Source organism: Helicobacteraceae bacterium, from assembly GCA_031258155.1.
Taxonomy (GTDB): domain Bacteria; phylum Campylobacterota; class Campylobacteria; order Campylobacterales; family SZUA-545; genus JAIRNH01.
Window position 1 is genome coordinate 1 of record JAIRNH010000001.1, and the last position, 18,881, is coordinate 18,881.

Below are 18,881 nucleotides of genomic sequence, written 5' to 3' on the forward strand. Positions count from 1 at the left end.
GCTCGTGTGGGATAAAACTCTTGGCGGCAGCGCCGACGACGAGGCTTATTCCATCCAACAGACGAGCGACGACGGCTATATTGTCGCGGGCAGAAGCCTCTCTAACGACGGCGATGTAACGGGTCATCATGGCGCTACCGACCGTTACGACTATTGGATAGTAAAACTAAAATAACGCCGCGTAAGGAGACGTAACAACGCCAATTCGCCCTTCGCGTCTTTCCCGCGTAAGCGCCCCGATAGGAGCGCAAGGCGCGCAGGAAGGCGGAAAACCATCCTCGTCATTCCCGCGCGGAGCGATAGGGCGGTTTACCGCCCGTAATCGCGGAGGCAAGCGGGAATCCATCTCTTTGACGCCTTCGGCGCGTATATGGATACCCGCCTTTGATTACGAAGCGTTCGCGCTTGCTTTGCGCGGGTATGACAGAGGAGGCGCCGCTTGTAGCAAAGCGATTGCAACACACAATTCGCCTACGAAGGTTTGAATAGCGGCTTTAGCGGCGCGTAAAACGTTACTTTTTGCGACAAAGATATTTATAAACGGCAACGGCGAAAGAGCGCGCCGAATCTCTTTTCTTAAAAAATCCCCTTAACTAAAAACGTCGCGTCCGTAGTCGCTGGTAATACGAGCTAACCGTCGCTAATAAAGGAAGTTAGCGCAATACGTCGGCTAATATGTCCGCGAACTTGTCCGTTTCAACCAGAAAAGCGTCGTGTCCGTAGTCGCTGTTTATATGGTGGTAGGCGCTTAGATCGCCTTTGCCGATCTTTTTCATCGTCGCGTCGATCTCCTGTAGCTCTCGCGGCAAAAAGAGCAGATCGCGATCAAAGCCAAACAGATGCAGGCGCGATTTCACGCGCGATAGAGCGCTCTCTAGGGAGTCGTAGCCGCGCGATATATCGTATATGTTGATCGCCTTGATAATATACAAAAACGACAGCGGATCAAACCATCTAGGGAAGTTGCCGCCGTTATAGTCGAGATACCGCTCGATCTGAAAGCGCCCGAATAGATCAAACAAACCTTCCGCGCCCGTAAAATCGCGACCAAACTTGCGGTTCATCGATTCGGGGCTAAGAAAACTGATATGCCCCGCCATTCGCCCGATCGCCGCGCCCTTTAACCCGCGCTCTCGCAACGCCTCTATATCGTAAGCGCCGTTTTCAAACGCGGGATCGCTGATCGTCGCCTCCATAGCGACCTTATTAAACGCGATCGCCCAAGGGCTTGTCGCGTGCGTAGTCGCCATAACGACTATACGCTTCGCCAAAGAGGGGTAATCGACGGCGAAATGTAGCGCCTGCATTCCTCCCATGCTGCCGCCGATAACCGCGTGGATACTATTTAGCCCAAGCCGATCGATAAGCAATCTTTCGGCTTTGACCATATCTTTGACCGTAACGACGGGAAACTTAAAGCGATACGGCTCCAAACTCGGATACGCGGGGCTAGTTGGTCCCGTCGAGCCGTAGCACGATCCGATCACGTTCGCGCATATCACAAAAAAGCGATCAACGTCAATCGCCTTGCCGCTTCCGATCAGAGCGTCCCACCAACCAGCTTTTTTGTCGTTTTCGTAGCGCCCCGCCGCGTGGTGGCTGCCGCTCAAAGCGTGGCAGACGACGATTGCGTTGTCTTTGGCTTCGTTAAGCGTCCCGTAGGTCTCATAGACGATCTCAAACGGCTCCAAAATCCGCCCGCTCTCCAAATAGAGCGCGTTTTTGAACGACGCGGTTTTTGTTCTTAGGTTAAGATCGCCCACTTACTTAAATCTAGCGGTGATAATTCGGCGCTTCTTTGGTAATATCCACGTCATGGACGTGGCTCTCTTTTAGCCCAGCCGAAGTGATCTCCACAAACTGCGCCGTCTGCGCGAAGGTCGGAATATCTTTCGCGCCTAGATAACCCATAGAGCTTCTTAGCCCGCCGATAAGCTGATGAATCACGTCGGCTACCCTGCCGCGATACGGCACCCTACCCTCGATCCCTTCCGGCACCAGCTTATCGCGCGCCATACCCTCTTGAAAGTAGCGATCCGCGCCGCCCCTTTGCATCGCGCCAAGACTACCCATGCCGCGATAGTTTTTATATTGGCGACCTTGAAACATAATCGTTTCGCCCGGGGACTCTTCCGTCCCAGCCAGAAGCGAGCCGATCATCGCGCAACTAGCGCCCCCCGCCAGCGCTTTAGCCAGATCGCCGCTGTATTTGATCCCGCCGTCGGCTACGACGGGAACGTCGTATTGTTTAGCGACGCTGGCGCACTCGTCGATTGCGCTTAATTGCGGCACGCCCACGCCCGCCACGATCCGCGTCGTGCATATACTGCCAGGTCCTATGCCCACCTTAATCCCGTCCGCGCCCGCCTCGATCAACGCCTTCGCCGCTTCCGCAGAGGCTATATTCCCCGCGATCAGATCGACGGCGAAGCGCTCCTTGATCGTCTTGATCGTCTCGATAATGCCCTTGCTGTGTCCGTGCGCGGAGTCCAAAACAAGCGCGTCCGCGCCCGCTTTCACCAGCGCTTCGGCGCGTTCAAACTGCCTTACGCCGATCGCCGCCGCCACGCGAAGCCGTCCAAAATCGTCCTTGTTGGAATCGGGATACTCTTTGCGCTTTTTAATATCTTTTATGGTGATAAGCCCTTTAAGATAGCCGCCCTCGTCCACGATCGGCAGCTTTTCTATCTTATGCTCGCGCATAATCTCCGCCGCCTCGTCTAAGCTCGTGCCGACTTTGCCCGTAATAAGCGGCGTTTTGGTCATCACCTCGCCTACCAACCGCCCCATATCGGTCTCAAAACGCATATCGCGGTTTGTGATAATTCCGACGAGCCTGTCGTGTTCGTCGATCGCCGGCACGCCGCTGATTCTAAACTCGCGCATAATCTCTTCCGCTTCGCCAAGCGTCGCGTCGGGCGTAATATGCACGGGATCGATAATGATCCCGCTCTCGCTTTTCTTGACCTTTCTTACCTCGTTCGCTTGGCTTTGTATATCCATATTTTTGTGGATAACGCCGACTCCGCCCAGCCTCGCTACGGCGATCGCCGCGCGAAACTCGGTAACGGTGTCCATCGCCGCCGAAACGATCGGAATATTAAGCGGGATATTTCTGCTTAGCTTCGTGCGCAGATTGACCTCTACGGGCAACACCGCGCTATATCGCGGAACGAGTAGCAGATCGTCGAAAGTGAAAGCTCTTTTTAGTATATTTAACGCCATAACAATCCTTATTTAAGCGCGTTTTCTAAGCTAAGCGCCCCGTCGAAAACCGCTCGCTCGTCAAACGGCTTGCCGATCAACTGCGCGCCGACGGGCAGATTATCCGCGCCGCTTCCGATCGGAACGCTGATAGACGGAAGCCCCGCTAGATTAACCGAAATGGTAAAAATATCGCTTAGATACATATCGAGCGGCGATTTCTTGGCGTTGAACTCAAAAGCGACGCTCGGCGTAACGGGGGCGAAAATTAGATCGCACTCGTCGTGAATGGCGGCAAACTCGTCGCCGATAAGTTTGCGCGTTTTTTGCGCCTTGCGATAATACGCCTCATAATATCCGCTAGAGAGCACAAACGCCCCTAGTAGCAGACGGCGCTTTACCTCGTCGCCAAAGCCTTGCGATCTAGTCGAGTCGTAAATCTCTTTTAGATCGCCGCCCTCGCCTCTAAAGCCGTATCTAATCCCGTCGTATCGCGCGTAGTTGGCGCTAGCTTCGGCGGCGGCTAACACGTAGTAAGTAGCCACGTGGTGCGCGCAGTCGCCCATCGTCTTTTTTACAATCGTATGCCCCGCCCTCTCAAGCGTTTTCGCCGCCTCGTTAAGCGCCTTCGCCACGTCGGGATTGGTCTGCTCGATATAGTTCTCTATAACGGCGATCTTTAGCTTACGCTTTGGATCGAGTTTTCTGGAGACGTTTGCCGCCTCTACTGCCGCGCTTGTGGAATCTTTAGGGTCAAAACCAGCGATCGCGTCGAATAAAATAGCCGCGTCCTCTACGTTTTGCGTTATAGGACCGATCTGATCGAGGCTCGACGAGTAGCTTGCCAAACCGTAGCGGCTCACCCGCCCGTAAGTCGGTTTGAAGCCCACGCAACCGCAAAAAGCCGCCGGTTGGCGAATCGATCCGCCCGTATCGCTTCCAAGCGCGGCGATCGCGAAGCCGCCCGCCACCGCCGCCGCGCTGCCGCCGCTGCTGCCGCCCGGCACGCGGGAGAGATTGCGCGGGTTGAGCGTTTTTCCGTAAAAACTCGTCTCGGTCGAGCTTCCCATAGCGAACTCGTCCATGTTGGCGCGTCCAAACGGCGCGATATTCGCTTTGAGCAGGTTTTGCACGACGGTTGCGTCGTATGGCGCGACATAGCCTTGCAGTATCTTGCTGGCGCTGGTTACGCTCCAGCCCTTAACCTGAATGTTGTCTTTTATCAATACAAAAGCGCCTTCGCCGTATTCGTTGATAGGCTCGTTTGTCAGTTGTTCGACATATGCGCCGATCGCTCTGTTTTCGTTGATTTTTTTTTGTAAGTCCTCTTTTAAGTCGCGCAACGCCTCTTTGGGTAGTTTTAAGGCTTCTTTAAGTGTAATCAAAGGCGGTATCCTTGCCAAAATATGAGCGGATTATAGCGCCGCTACGCCAAGTTTTTTGCCAAAACGTAAAATCGACCCTATTGCTACGCGGCGCAATAGCCAAAGCGCCAAAGCGCTGAGCGTATCGACGGGGCGCTCGCCGCCGCGGTCGTTAAAATCGATCGGCAAATTATGCCGCCGCCGAATTTCTAGCAAGCCTCGCGCTAAACGAACGTAGCGCTCTAGCAATCCGCTTGTTTGATTACTTTCGATCTCTTCGCGCTACGTTTTACAGGCGATTTACTAGCTAAATTAGCGCGAGCGGCAGAACCCTATTTGGCGCCTATCTCTATAAGCTCGAAGTCGGCAAAGCGCAAAACTTCGTCTTTAAGTTCTTTTGCGATTTTGCGATACAGTCCGTATTTAGGACGCGCAAAATCGTTTTGGCGCGCAATAAAATTAGGTCGTTACCTGCGTATTTAAGCGGCGGCTTGCCGTCTCTAACGCTCGTTATCGTTATCTCGTAAATCAATAAACCGCTTTTTCATACGCAAGAACCCGCCCGCCAAGAAAATCATTTAGCGGGGCTTTCCTGAGATACGCGTCTTTGCTGCCCGTATAAGCGCGGCATGTAAGCTCCAACCGACGGTGGATTTACGCCTTGTTGTAAGCGTAATAATCGGATCGCCCTCGCCGCGCCGCCGACGGGTTTTAACCAACAAATGCGCGAAAAACCATCCGACGGCGTAAAATCGCTTGGCGACTTAAACTCCCAACGATATAGTGGTCAGCTCATATGTATCCGTAGCGCAAGCGGAACGTCCGTCAAAGTTTAACGCTAACAAACAAGCCGCTTTTTAACAAAGGATTGACCGCCTACGGCTTGCGCGCGGAGAGAGGCGCTCGAAATACGCGCGCCAAAAACGACTCATTTTCCAGCCAAAGCGGGAATCCGCGCTTCCGTCATTCCCGCGCACGCGGGAATCCATAAAAGGTCAAAAACCATGCAACGCGCTTACATTACGATTATTTGACAGAAGTGGATACCCGCCCTGCCCCGCCCGCCTTGCGCTCCTACTCGCGCGGGCGCTTCGCGGGAACAACTGGAGAAGCGGGAACGACAAAGAAGGTTGTTGCGATATGACCAGAGTTTGAGGGGTTAGATTCGGTTATGGAAACCTGTCGTTTTTTACCTTTTGGTAAAAAAAGAGAGTAACGCTATCTTAAAATGAGATATACGATTTACGCATATCGCTTTTTAGACCTTACGCTTAGACTATCAAACGCCCCGCTTAATTCTGCGCTTTTTTATCCTTGCCAGATCGCCGCCGATTTGTTGGCGCCCGCCCTACCCCGCGCAAGATTAGCGCCGCCGACTTCGCGGCGCTATAGCGCAAGATATTGGCTCGCGTCCCTTTCCCAATACGATCGCGTGTTTTTATTAAAGGTTACATGTTTCGCGGCGGCAAGTCGTCGTTAGCGCGCCGCTATCTTTTCACGGCAGAGATTGCTCCACGGATCATCGTTAATTTCAAGATTGGCGCAACGCTGAAACGCTGTCGCCGCCAGATCGACGCTTGCGTTTTGCTCTAAAGCCTCGCCGAGCGTAAATAGCGCCTTGGAGCGATCGCGAATATCTAGCGCTTCGTTTAATAGCGTTTGCAAAACCAAGATCGCCTCGTTTGGCTTGCCCTCTTTAAGCGCGGCGCGGGCGAACGCCATCTCAGCTTCGGGCGTAAACGCCTTAACAGCCGTTAATCGCGTTCGGTTAACGAGCTTTTTGGAGTAGTCGTATTGGCTCTTAGAGTCGTTTTGATCGGCGCTTAAAACGATCATAGCGGCATATATATCCATCAAGCGCGGCTCTTTGGGAAATTGCGATTCGACGATCGCGGCTATCTCGCCCATTCGTTTAGGCTCAAAACCGGTTCGGCGGTAAGAGTCAAACAGGCGGATATAGCGATCCGCGCCGATCGGCTCTTTTAGGGCGCGAAGCATTTTGATATAGCGCTCCTCGCCGTCGATATAGCTCGGATAGTCCGCCATAGCATAGAGCGTATCTAGCCGTCTAGCCGACCACTTCGCTCCTTTAGCCGGCGAATATTTGCGAATGTTGGTTTGCGCGATCTCCAGCGCGAGGTTAAAGTCGCGCGCCTTGTAAGCGCAGTCAAAATAAGCCTCGTCGCTTCTGATAGAAACGCCGAGCCTACGATCGCGACTAAACCGCGCGGCGGCGGCGCAATCGCCCGCTTGCAAGAAAGCGTCTAACAGCGAGCGCTCCATCTGTCGCATTTGCGCGTCGAAATTGTGAAACAAAGCCTTATCCAGCTTGTCTAACTTTGGTAAAATCTCGCTTGCTTCGGCGTAACGACCAAGCCGAACAAGCAATTTAGACTTTTCGTATAACGCGCGGTCTGCCGCTTCGTCGTCCGGATATTTTGTAATAATCTCGTCATAAAGCGCCAGATTTGCCTCCTGCGTCTGTCTGCCTATCGAGAACTCCAGCAGATCGCGCTCTTTTCTGGCTAACGGCGCTTGCGGCGAAAAATCAAACTCGGCAAGGTAACGCTCGTAAGTGATCAGCGATTTTTCGCTCATATGCGCGAAGTTTTGCCATCTAGCCAGACTTAACAACGAATTTTCATACGTTTGCGACGTCGAGTCGATATGCTCTAGAACAATCTCGCCCAACAGCGCGGCTGGGACGTATAGTTTTTGCTCCGCCATCAGGTTCATGAGGCGCTCGCTTTCGTCTAGCTTATCCAGAAAAAACTCCGGAGCGCTTTTTAATATCTTTTCGTAAAACTCGGCGGCTTTTGGAATATCGTCCTCTCGAATAGCCATATCCGCCAAACGCGAGGCGGCGAGCGCGGCGGCGGAAACGTCTTGCGAGTTAAACAAAACGCTCTCGTAACCTAACTTCGCGTCGAAAGCCTTGCCTTCGATCATGGCGCGATCCGCTTTGTAGATTCGCGCGAAGTCGGAAAGAGGATTTTTGGGATATTCACGAATGAGCGTATCGTAATGATACCGCCCGTCGGCGATAAGCCCTAGTCGCGTTTGCGCGTTGGCTAGGAGCAGTAAAATCTCCGGCGTCTCTTTATGAAAGGCGTAAGCCTCCGTCCAAGGCTTAGCGGCGGCTATTAGCGCTTCGTCCTGATCGCCGAGCTTGTCTAAAATCTTTATCTTAAGCGCAAGAAGCTCCGGCATAAACAGATGTTTGCCGTCGCTTCGCGCCAGCGCGTCGTCGATCATTCGCTGCGCGTCGGTCAAAAATCCAGCCTCATACTGCGCTAAAATCCGCGAAAACTCCTGTCCGTCCTCGCTTATGGCGCGATTGGCGATCGGAGCGCCGTTTAGATCAAGCGCGCCGACGGAGGGAGGTTCAAACGGCGGAAAAACGACGGGAAAGTTTAATCCGCCGCCGCTTGACGCGCGTAAAACAGGCGGCTTGTTTTTGTATCCGATCGCGATCCAGCGCGACGAAGAGGTTATTTCGCCGTTTGGCGCGATCGGAATCGAGGAAAGCGTGGGCGTCTCCATCGGATACACAAGCGCATTTTGCTTGAACGCAATCTTTATTGTAAAGCGCTTTGGGTCTAAAATCGGTTCGACGCTGAAAAAGGGATTGTCGATTGGCTGCGGCTTCAGCGCGGGAACGCGATCAAACTCGCAAACCATATTGCCCGCTTCCAATAACGTAGCGGGATTAACGCGGCAAGAAAATGGGCGATCCTCTTTGAGCGTAAGAGCTAGGTAGCTCTCTTTGTCTATAATGCCCGTCGTCTGCGTAATATCAAGCGCGTATAACGACGAGACGACAAGCGGCAAGATTACGCCAAAAAACTGTTTCATATCCTAAATAAAAAGCAAACCGCGTTCCTTGAAGCCAATAATAGCCGATTGCGGCTCGCAAACTATTGAACAGCGTCGCGCGCCTAAACTTAGCTGGCTAGCGTTGCCATAAAAGAGACGCAAAGAGCATAGCGGAAATTGTTCAAGGCAACGCGACAATCGGCGAACGCGGCGATTGAGACTGATCGTTTTGCGCTCTACCTTGTTCGACATTTTATGAAAACCATATAGGCGCGACAAGGCAAAAAGCGCGCGCTAAAATTAAAAGCGATTGATCGTAGCGCCCGCAAATAAGGGCGGCGCGAGCGCGAGCGGCGAGTCGGGATAAGGGCGGCTGTTTTGCGTTGCGCCGATTTCGATATTACGCCAAAGCGACGCAAACGCGAAAACCTTAAATGTCCGAAACAAAGCCCGCGCTTACTCGTCTGCCCTCGACAAACCTGTAGCGCTCCCGCGATCTTTTTATTAGACGCGTTATAAACGCCTACGTTGAACCGCAATCCGTCTCTAAACTTTATAACCGCGCCTATATCGCTGTCGCATAAGCTCTGTTTTTCGTCGCGGTTGCCGCCGTAATATCCGATCTCTCCTTATACGAACCCGTAAAAGCGTATTGTCCGCTCAACCTTTCCGTGATTTTAACGTCGATATTGGGCGCTTGCCATACGCTTTGAAACGCTGTTTAGCGGTTGATCTTTGCTTTAGTTTCGGTCAAATCTAACGGCGTTCGTTGTAAGAGCGCGCGCCGCTTGAAAAAGCGCGGTTGGCTACGCCGCCTTTTACGATCGGATCGTAGCCAACATGATAGACCGCGTAAACGCGAGGGCTTATATTCGATCTAAACGCCTCGCCTATCGGCTCGGCGCGACATGATACTAATAACTGCACCTTCTCCAATTGTAGTAATTATCCCAAAGAATCTGACCCTTGTCATAAGAGGTACCGCCACTGTTATGTATTCTTATCTGTATTTTATCGCCGCTGATATCTTCGACAAAAGCCTGGCATGGAAATAAAGCGCCAAACAAGAGTGTCGTATCCCTGCAGACTAATTCCCCTATAGATTTACGCGCCATGTATGCCTCGTTTTTCCTGCGTTCGCGCTCCGCCTGTTCTTTCTCCCATTCTTCTTTCAATCTAGCTTCTTCTTTAGCCTGAGCCTCCAGACGCGCCCGATAGGCTTTTTCGTCGGCTTTTAATTGCGCTAAGTCTTCTTGCGCGGCGGGAATCAGCGCGGATTTCGGAACGGCGGCTATAAAATCGTTCAAAGCGGCAATGGAGGTTCTGGCTAAATCGTAATATTTTTTTTCCGCCTTGTCCCGATGAACGGATTGAGGGCATAGCTCTATGAATGCCTTCATTTCGGCAATGGTTTTGGCCAGTTCGTAATACTTTTTTTCCGCCTCTGCCCGATGGATGGATTGAGGATATAGCTCTATGAAAGCCCTCACTTCGTCTATGGTTTTGGCTAGATCGCAATACTTTTTTTCAGCCTCTGCCCGATGGATGGATTGAGGATATAGGTCTATGAACGCCTTCACTTCGGCAATGGTTTTGGTCAGATCGCAATACTTTTTTTCAGCCTCTGCCCGATGGATGGATTGAGGATAACTCTCTATGAAAGCCTTCACTTCGTCTATGTTTGAAGCCTCTTTAAGAAGGTAGCCCTCCACAAACTGTTCCGGCTTAAGGAGAGTTCTGGGCGGAACGGCGGTGAATTTATCGCCGTCCGCTCGGATCTCCAATTCAATATCCTTGGCGTTGGCTTGCAAGATGCGCTTAAAATCCTGAGCATAAGACATCTTTACTGGGACGCGCATGGGCAGAGTGAAGTTCTGGTCGATCTGAGCTCGAAAAATTACAGAAAACTCCTGTTTATCCGCGTTATATTCAACCTTGTCTAACATCGGGGCGCCGTAAAGAAAATGGAAAACGTCGCTGTAATAGCCCATGATAACACTCTGGTTCTTCTTGAGGTTCTCTCTGGTCTGCCGGCAATCTCTTTTACGTTTAGCGTCTCTCTCTCGCCAAGCCGCTAGAGCGTCTTGGTAACCCTTTTCGGCGTCGTCTAGCAAGGATTTTACCTTTTTGTCATAATCCGCGGTGATTTCAAATTCGCCCTTAGGCGGAATGGTTGCCTCGGTTTTGACCGGCTTCGCTTCAGCGGCGCAGATTCCGGCAAGGTCTTTCTTGGCCATTTCCGCCATTAGCCTGGTTGGCGCCGCCCTGACTTTGTTGACATCGCTGGGGGAAACCGCGCAGATGGCGTTATAACGGGCAGTCCTATCAAACCAGTCGTCCTGCTCACGCCAGTCTACTGGACGCCAAATACGTACTTTCGAGTAATTTATTGTACTGACGCTTATTGCGTCATAGTATACAATACCGCCATCTTTTTTATAGTAATAGTCGTCATCTTTAGTTTTAGTCCAGTAACTTTTCTCACGTTTATCAGGAAGGAATTCATAAGAGTCCCCCAACTTTACCATCTCGTACCGGTTCGGCAATCTCCAGGGGATTACAGACGGGTAGTTTTTGCAATATGTCTCAGCTTCTCTATAAGTAACGCCTTCGAGCGTTTCAGAAAAGAACACCCCTTCATAAAAGAACATCCCCTTATAAAAGGAAGGCAGTTTCGCGTCGATATTCTTCCAGACAAATGTTCCGGCGCCGCCGACGACAATCTTCGCTTTGTCAAGCTCGGTTACGTTGCCGTCGGAAGCGGTTTTCGATGGTTCTATCGCGCTCGAGGAATTTTCGCTCGCGTTCTCTTCGCCTGATTGCGCCGCGGCGAATGAACTGTTTGATTCAGCCGATTCGTCGGCTATTATTGGAGAGGTTAGACAAGTTAGAGCCGTTATTAGAGCTAAAAGCCCCCCCCCCCCGCTGTGGATTTACGCTACGAGCTAAAGTCATTGCTTTTCCTTTTGTTAAGGTAGGATTGTAAGAATCAAATCTAACGGAATGATAACCGACAAACCTTAATGTAATATAAAGCCAGACTTTTGAAATTACGCGATTTAGTTTTTTGCGATTTATATCAGATTAAGTTTCGCCGCTTTGCGCCGCCGATCGACGGCGCAAATAAAACCGCCGCGCAAGATACGATCGCGGCGCGCGGTCTCTTTTAATAACCGCCGGCGACGATTAGATCGTTCAAAGAGCCTAGTAGCGGCTCGATCCAGAAAAACGACGTAACGACCATTACGGCGGCTACTCCAAGCACGATCTTCAACGGAACCGCGCCGTTTTGATAATAAACCGTGCCGTCGTTATCCGACGGATCGCGCAAAAACATATAGACGATTAACTTTAGGTAGTAATAGACGGCGATCGCGCTATTGACCAACATAATAAGAGCGAGATAGAGATGATCGCTCGCTATCGCCTCGCCAATCAAATAGATTTTGCCGAAAAAGAGCGCAAACGGCGGAATACCGGCGAGCGAAAGCATAAAGATCGCCATAATCACGGCGCCCATAGGGCTAAGTTTTATCATGCCAGAAAACTTGCCGTAGGGGTGATCGAAACGAATATCCCACGTTTTGCTTGGGTGGCGCGAAATCCACAGCATAGCGAACGCGCCTAAATTGGTAAATAAAAATAAAACCCAATAAAGAAACAAGCCCGCGTGCGCCTCGCTGGAACCCATCACGAAAGCGCACATAACAAATCCGGCGTGGCTAATCGAGCTAAAGGCGAGCATTCGCTTAACGTCGTCTTGCATAAGCGCCAAAAGATTGCCTATCGTCAGCGTGGCGACGGCGACTATATACAAAAGCGCATAAACCGCGCGATCCGGACTTTGCGCTAAAAAATCAAAGAGCCTGATCGCCACGGCAAAACCGGCGATCTTAGGCGCTATAGACATATAGCCCGCCATAGGCGCGCTAGAACCCTCGTAAACGTCCGGCGTCCATGTGTGGAACGGCACGATAGAGAGCTTGAAGCCAAGCCCCGCGATAATAAACGCCGAAGCCGCCACGATCAAAGAGGTATGCTCGAAGCCGCTTGTTACTAACGCGCTTTGAATCTTGCCTATCTCTAAACTGCCCGTCGCGGCGTAAAGCAGCATTACTCCAAAGATCAGCAGCCCCGCCGCGAGCGCGCCCATCGTAAAGTATTTAAGCGCCGCCTCCAACGCCTTGTCGCGGCGGTGCATGCTGATAAGCGTATAGAGCGCCAAAGAGCCGGTCTCGAGACCTATAACGATCACGATTAAATTATCGCTAGAAACCATAGCCGCAAAACCCGCCGCCATAAATAAAAACAGCGCGTAAAACTCGGCGAACTGATACTCCAAAAACCGCATTCCCGTGAAAGCTAACGGCATAAACAGTAGCGACGCGCCGATAATCACCCATAAAGAGGCTTTGGCAAGCCCGTCGATCAAGAGCGCGTCGAATAAACTCCGCTCGACAAAATCAAGGTAAAAAAGCGCCGCGATCGCCATAAGCAGCGCGGCAATCGTAATCGTGGCGAACGCGTTGCGTCCCGCGTTTTTGAAAAACAGATCGACGCTTAAAACGACGATCCCGCCGACGGCTAGAATCAAGATCGGCAGCAAAGAAACAAAAGAAAACGAACTCATTGCCCGCCTCCAAACATCGGCGAATTCAGGCTTTCTAGCCTCTGCCTAGTAGCGTCCTCGTTGGGAACCGACTTTATCGCCATCATTTGCGCTAAATATATCGAGGCTTTATCGATCGGCGCTAAAACAGGCTTGGGATACACCCCTAGCCAAACGACGACCAACACAAGCGGAATAAGCGCCGCAAGCTCGCGTCTATTGAGATCGGTTAGCGTTTTGTTCGCCTCTATCGTAACCGCGCCGTAGAAGGTTTTGCGATAGAGATTAAGCATATAGACCGCGCCGAGAATAATCGACGTTCCCGCTAACAAAGCCATAATCGGGCTTGCGCGGAAGTAACCGAGCAGAGACAAAAACTCGCCCACAAAACCCATCGTCAGCGGCAATCCCGCCGAAGCCATCGCCATAAACATAAAGATCGCCGCGTAGATCGGCATAACGGAGGCGATCCCGCCAAACTCGCTTAACTGCTTTGTGTGGCGGCGATCGTAGATTACGCCCACCAGCATAAACAGAGCGCCGCTGATAATCCCGTGGCTAAGCATAAAGAAAACCGAGCCGCCGATACCCTCCGCGTTCAGAGCGAACGTCCCTAGAATAATCACGCCCATATGGCTGATCGAGCTATAGGCGATAATCTGTTTTATATCCTTCTGCGCGAACGCCACCATCGCCGCGTAGATAACCATAATAATCCCGATCGCGCCCATAAACGGCGCGAAATAGACGCTCGCGTCCGGAAAGAGCGGCAGGCTAAAACGCACAAAACCGTATGTCCCCATTTTGAGCAGCACGGCGGCAAGCAAGATCGAGCCGATTGTGGGCGCCTGTCCGTGCGCGTATGGAAGCCACGTATGAAAAGGAAACATAGGAACTTTTACCGCGAAGCCGATCCCCATCGCCGCAAAGAGCCAGAGTTGCGCCGAATAGGCGATCGGGTGTCTATGCCATTGAATAATATCAAAGGTGGCGTATCCCATATCCTGATAGAAAAGCCACGCGAAATACAGTATGCCAAGCAGAAGTAAAAGCGAGCCGCTAAAGGTGTAGATAAAGAACTTCACCGCCGCGTAGATTCTATTGCCGCTGCCCCACGCGCCGATAATATAGAGCATAGGCGCCAGCGAAAACTCCCAAAAGAAATAAAACACGATCGCGTCAAGCGCCGCGAAAACGCCGATCATCGTCATCTCTAACATCAAAATCGAGGCGACAAGGTTTTTAAGCCGCTCCGTTTCGCCAAGCGCGATCAGCGCAATCAGCGTAATAAAGGCGCTAAGTATGATTAAAAACAGCGAAAAGCCGTCCACGCCTACTTTATAGCTAATACCCAACGATTCGATAACGGGCAGCGAATAGACAAACTGCATGCCTAAGCTGTCGTTTGTGAATTTGTAGTCGTAATCGAACAGATACCACAGATAGAGCGAGAGCGCAAACTCGATCGCGGCGATTACCAGCGCGTAAATCCTAACGCGATCTTTAGGAATCGCAAAGCCGACTAACGCGCCCAATAACGGAAAAAACACTAAAATCGAAAGCAAATAAGAGGACATCACGCTCCTTTCATAGATACGCTAAGAGTCGTCGTCGCTAACGCGATAAGAGCGATCGCGAGCAGAGCGACAAGACCGCCGACCATCAACCTAAGCATATGCGAGAGATTGCCCGTCTGCGTCTTTCTAAGTTGCGCGCCGGACGCCATTGTAAGTTTGGCGATCAGATCAACCGCGAAATCCACGATTTTAAGATCGATCTTTTGCCATAGAAAATCGCCGATCTTCATATACGGCGCGATAATCGCTTTTTTATACAGCGTCGGTATATACCACTCGGCGCTCAAAAACTTATAGATCGGGTTATTTTGCCAATTTGGACTAAAGCCCCCTTTGGCGTATTTCCAGATGGCAAACGCTATGCTTAAGATAACCAGAGCGAGCGTTCCAGCGATCAGCGCGTATTCGATCGCGTGTTCCAAATGCGGCGCCTCCACGCTTAACATTTTAGAAACAAGATTCGTATAGCCCGTTTCAAAAAAACCGGCGATAATCGCCAGAATAGCCAACGGCGAAATGGCGATCAGCATAAACGTCGGCGCCTCGTGCGGGTGAATATGCAGCTTTTCGTAGTTCGCCTCTTTGCCAAAAAATACGCTCATAACGACGCGGAAGCTATAGAACGCCGTCATAACCGCCGTGATTAGCAGCGTAGCCCAAATAATAAAGTGCGAGCTTCCAAACGCTACCTCTAATATCTTATCTTTAGAGAAAAAGCCGGCGAAAGGGTATATGCCCGCAAGCGCGATCGAGGCGATCGTCATCATAACCGCCGTCGGCTTCATCGCCGCCCACAACTTGCCCATTTTGCGGATATTAAGCTCGTCGCGCATGGCGTGCATTACATTGCCCGCGCCCAAGAACAACAGCGCTTTGAAAAAGGCGTGCGTCGTCAGGTGAAAGAGCGCCACCCAATAGTAGCCAAGCCCCGCCGCGACGAACATATAGCCAAGTTGAGAGAGCGTCGAATAGGCGATAATGCGCTTTAGATCGGTCGCGACAAGCGCCATCGACGCGGCGAAAAAGGCGACGAACGCGCCAAGCGACGCGATAATAACGCTAACGTCGCTTACCGCGCTATAGAGCGCGTTAGCGCGCACCAGCAGATAAACGCCCGCCGTAACCATCGTCGCCGCGTGTATCAGCGCCGAAACGGGAGTGGGACCCTCCATAGCGTTGGCAAGCCACGTATGCAGAGGAAACTGCGCGGATTTGCCCATCGCGCCGATAAACAGCAAGATCGCGATCCAGATCAAAACTCCGCGCTCGATAAAAGGCAACGAAGCGAAAACCTCCTCGTAACGAAGCGATCCGATCTGCCAATAGATTAAGAAAATGCCAAGCAGCATTCCTAGATCGGCTATGCGGTTCATAATAAACGCCTCGTTCGCCGCCCACGAGGCAAACGGCTTGTGATACCAAAAGCCGATCAGCAGATAGGAGCATAGCCCCACCCCCTCCCAGCCGATAAACAGCCCCAAGAAGTTATCGCTCATCACCAGAACCATCATCGAAAACACGAAGGCGCTTAGATAACTAAAGAAGCGGTTAAAGCTCTTGTCGTGCGCCATATAGCCGATTGAATAGATATGCACGATCGTGGAAACAATCGTAACGACGCACATCATCACGACGCTGATCGCATCGACCACAAAACCAAACTTCAAGTTTAGCCGCCCCGATACAATCCAATCAAAAAGCGAGACGCTAACGCGAACGTCTTGCGTATATACAAAATACAACAACGTCAGCGAAGCGCACAACGAGAGCGCCAACAGCGCGCTCGGCGCAAGCCCCGCGACGATCTTTTTCTCCTTCGCGCCAAAAAACAGCCCCGCGAAAAGCGAGCCGACGAGCGGCGAAAACAACGCGATTAGCAGTAACGCTTCTTCCATATTGCCCCTATCCGTTCATATGCTTGATAACGTTGAGATCAAGCGTCCCTTTGCGTTTATACAGCAAGATTAAAAGCCCAAGCCCAACCGCCACTTCCGACGCGGTGATCGCGATAATAAAAAAGGCGAATATCTGCCCCTCTATCGTCCCCGTATAGCGCGAAATCGCCACTAAGCCGATATTAACGCTGTTTAATAAAATCTCGGTGGCAAAAAAGAGCGCCAGCAGATTTTGACGGCGCATAACGCCGACTAGCCCGATCGCGAAAAGAATCGCGCTTAAAACGATATAGTGAGTTAGCGTGATCATTTTTTGCGCTCCTCCTCTTGCGAATACTCCATCTGCTTGCTCGCCAAAACGATACCCGCGATCATCGCCGTAAGCAATAACAGCCCCGAAAGCTCGAAAGGCAGAATATAGGTCGTAAATAGGCTTGTTCCGATCTCGTTTACGTTATCGCCGCTAACTAGCTCGCTATCGCGAGAGAGCGCGAAAGTCGGCGCGGCTATCATAGCTACGACAATCGCCGCGCAAGCCGCCGCCAGAAAAAATATCGTCTTTTGCGATCCGATCGCCTCGTTAAGCGGCTTAGTCGAATCAAAAAACATCATGCCAAAGACGTATAACGCCATCACCGCGCCCGTATATACTACGATCTGAACTATGCCCATAAAATCCGCGCCCAGCATAAAGAAAAACGCGCCGATAAAGATCATACCCGCCGCCAGCGCCGTAAAGGCGTAGATCGTCCGTTGCGCCGTCGTTACGATCGTAAAGCAGACGATTGTCAGCGCCGCGAAAAAATAAAACGCTATAGCCTCGAACATCTTGCCTCCTAATACGCTAACGGCGTTTTCTTGAGATTTTCATCGGCGTTAGGACTGAGCGCGCCGAAACCCTCGAACTCTTTTTGTAGCTTGATCGCCTCTTGTTGCGTAAGCATATCGTCCTTGATCGAAAAATGCGCCCTCTGCTCGCTCGCGTTTTCAAACCGATCGCCATGTACGATCGCGAGCTCCGGACAAACCTCCGCGCACAAACCGCAGTAGATGCAGCGCCCGAAGTTGATCGTATAGTCAAACGCCTTTTTGCGCCCGTCCTCGCCCAAACCCGTATCCATTCTAATGCAATTTGAGGGGCATATCTTTTCGCACAGACCGCACCCGATGCAGCGCTCCGCGCCGCTTTCAAGCAGTCTAAGCAGCCTATGAACGGCGCGATAGCGTTTGGATATGGGCAGTCTTTCTAGCGGATAGACCGTCGTATGCGTCGGGTCCTTAACCATTACCTTAAAGACTACCCACAACCCTTTAAGTAGCTCCAAGCCAAGACTGCGTCGAACGACTTGTTTAAATTTTTGCCAGCCGCTTTGCGGATAGGGCGGCAAAGATATGTCGAAATAACCCTGTTTCATCGTTGCTCCTACAAAATAACCGCGGCGGTAATCAAAACGTTGATCACGGCAAGCGGCATTAAGACCTTCCAGCACAGCCACATTAGCTGATCGGGGCGAATATGAGGCCACGCGCCGCGAACCAAGATAAAGAAAAAGAAGAAAAACGCCACCTTTAGAAGTAACGCGATCGCGCCCGGCACAATATAAAAATCGTTGTAACCGCCCAAGAAAATTAACGAAATCAAGAAGCTGATAATAAACATATTGGCGTATTCGCCGATGGCGAACAGACCCCAATGAATGCCCGAATACTCGGTGGCGTAACCCACCACGATCTCCGCTTCGTGTTCCAACAGATCGAAGGGGGTGCGGTTTGTCTCCGCGAAGCCCGCCATCATAAACAGCGCAAACGCCAGCGGTTGCTTAAAGATCATCCAGTCGAACAGCCCGCCCGCTTGATAATCGTTTAGATTGATTAGCGAGAGCGATCCGACCAGCAAAATGGGGCTTAGCAACGCGAGAATGCTTACGACCTCGTAGCTGATCAGTTGAATCGCCGTGCGCGCGCCGCCGATTAGCGAGTATTTATTAAACGACGCAATACCGCCCAACAGAGGACCGTATAGCCCGCTTGCCATCACGCCAAGCACGAATAAAACGCCTACGTTTATGTCCGCCACAATCGGTTTGATCGTATGCCCAAACAGCTCGAAGGGCGGCGCGAACGGGACGGCGCTCATAGCGATAAACGCGGTGGAGGCGGTGATGATCGGCGCGATAAAAAAGATCGGCTTGATCGCGCGGCTAGGAATGATATTCTCTTTCGTGAACATTTTAATGCCGTCGGCTACGATCTGCAAAAGCCCAAGCGGACCTACGTGCATAGGACCCTTGCGCCGTTGCATAAACGCCAGCAGCCGCCGCTCGAAATAGGTACCGTATCCCGCAAGCGCGGAGAATATCAGCACGACTAAAATCGCCTTAACTATCGTCGCTACAATAGAAAATAGATCGTCCAT

At 51.6% G+C, this 18,881-nt stretch carries 13 protein-coding genes; 1 reads left to right on the plus strand and 12 read right to left on the minus strand.

Annotated features, from left to right (window positions below; translation table 11 throughout):
• Positions 1 to 653: 653 nt before the first annotated feature.
• From LBF86_00005 to LBF86_00025, 5 genes are all read right to left on the minus strand, one after another.
• Entirely contained in the window at positions 654 to 1,763 is a 1,110-nt protein-coding gene (locus tag LBF86_00005) for a homoserine O-acetyltransferase (GenBank protein MDR0663898.1), read from the minus strand.
• 10 nt (positions 1,764 to 1,773) lie between these two features.
• Positions 1,774 to 3,225 (minus strand): IMP dehydrogenase, encoded by a 1,452-nt coding sequence (gene guaB / locus LBF86_00010; GenBank protein MDR0663899.1) that lies wholly within the window; start codon positions 3,223 to 3,225, stop codon positions 1,774 to 1,776.
• Between the two features lie 8 nt (positions 3,226 to 3,233).
• Positions 3,234 to 4,589, minus strand: a complete 1,356-nt coding sequence (gene gatA, locus LBF86_00015; protein MDR0663900.1) for an Asp-tRNA(Asn)/Glu-tRNA(Gln) amidotransferase subunit GatA — start codon at positions 4,587 to 4,589, stop codon at positions 3,234 to 3,236.
• 1,455 nt (positions 4,590 to 6,044) lie between these two features.
• Positions 6,045 to 8,423, minus strand: a complete 2,379-nt coding sequence (locus tag LBF86_00020; protein ID MDR0663901.1) for a tetratricopeptide repeat protein — start codon at positions 8,421 to 8,423, stop codon at positions 6,045 to 6,047.
• 875 nt (positions 8,424 to 9,298) lie between these two features.
• The gene (locus LBF86_00025; GenBank protein MDR0663902.1) at positions 9,299 to 11,035 is read right to left on the minus strand and encodes a hypothetical protein; all 1,737 of its coding nucleotides are present in this window, start codon (positions 11,033 to 11,035) and stop codon (positions 9,299 to 9,301) included.
• Between the two features lie 79 nt (positions 11,036 to 11,114).
• Between LBF86_00025 and LBF86_00030 the strand changes: the two genes are divergently transcribed.
• On the plus strand, positions 11,115 to 11,333 hold the full coding sequence (locus LBF86_00030) for a hypothetical protein (GenBank protein MDR0663903.1): 219 nt from the start codon (positions 11,115 to 11,117) through the stop codon (positions 11,331 to 11,333).
• A 217-nt stretch (positions 11,334 to 11,550) separates the two neighbouring features.
• Here the strand turns inward: LBF86_00030 and nuoN are convergent, their stop codons facing one another.
• Genes nuoN through nuoH form a run of 7 tightly spaced genes read right to left on the minus strand, consistent with a single transcriptional unit; the run spans position 11,551 to position 18,881 of the window.
• On the minus strand, positions 11,551 to 13,014 hold the full coding sequence (gene nuoN / locus LBF86_00035) for an NADH-quinone oxidoreductase subunit NuoN (GenBank protein ID MDR0663904.1): 1,464 nt from the start codon (positions 13,012 to 13,014) through the stop codon (positions 11,551 to 11,553).
• Positions 13,011 to 14,570, minus strand: a complete 1,560-nt coding sequence (locus LBF86_00040; protein MDR0663905.1) for an NADH-quinone oxidoreductase subunit M — start codon at positions 14,568 to 14,570, stop codon at positions 13,011 to 13,013. The genes nuoN and LBF86_00040 overlap by 4 nt, the downstream gene beginning before the upstream one ends.
• On the minus strand, positions 14,570 to 16,465 hold the full coding sequence (gene nuoL / locus LBF86_00045) for an NADH-quinone oxidoreductase subunit L (GenBank protein ID MDR0663906.1): 1,896 nt from the start codon (positions 16,463 to 16,465) through the stop codon (positions 14,570 to 14,572). Before nuoL ends, LBF86_00040 begins: the two co-directional genes overlap by 1 nt.
• Before the next feature lie 7 nt (positions 16,466 to 16,472).
• The gene (gene nuoK / locus LBF86_00050) at positions 16,473 to 16,775 is read right to left on the minus strand and encodes an NADH-quinone oxidoreductase subunit NuoK (GenBank protein MDR0663907.1); all 303 of its coding nucleotides are present in this window, start codon (positions 16,773 to 16,775) and stop codon (positions 16,473 to 16,475) included.
• Positions 16,772 to 17,293 (minus strand): NADH-quinone oxidoreductase subunit J, encoded by a 522-nt coding sequence (locus LBF86_00055; GenBank protein MDR0663908.1) that lies wholly within the window; start codon positions 17,291 to 17,293, stop codon positions 16,772 to 16,774. Before LBF86_00055 ends, nuoK begins: the two co-directional genes overlap by 4 nt.
• A gap of 8 nt (positions 17,294 to 17,301) precedes the next feature.
• Positions 17,302 to 17,880, minus strand: a complete 579-nt coding sequence (gene nuoI / locus LBF86_00060) for an NADH-quinone oxidoreductase subunit NuoI (GenBank protein MDR0663909.1) — start codon at positions 17,878 to 17,880, stop codon at positions 17,302 to 17,304.
• A gap of 8 nt (positions 17,881 to 17,888) precedes the next feature.
• Positions 17,889 to 18,881 (minus strand): NADH-quinone oxidoreductase subunit NuoH, encoded by a 993-nt coding sequence (gene nuoH, locus LBF86_00065; GenBank protein ID MDR0663910.1) that lies wholly within the window; start codon positions 18,879 to 18,881, stop codon positions 17,889 to 17,891.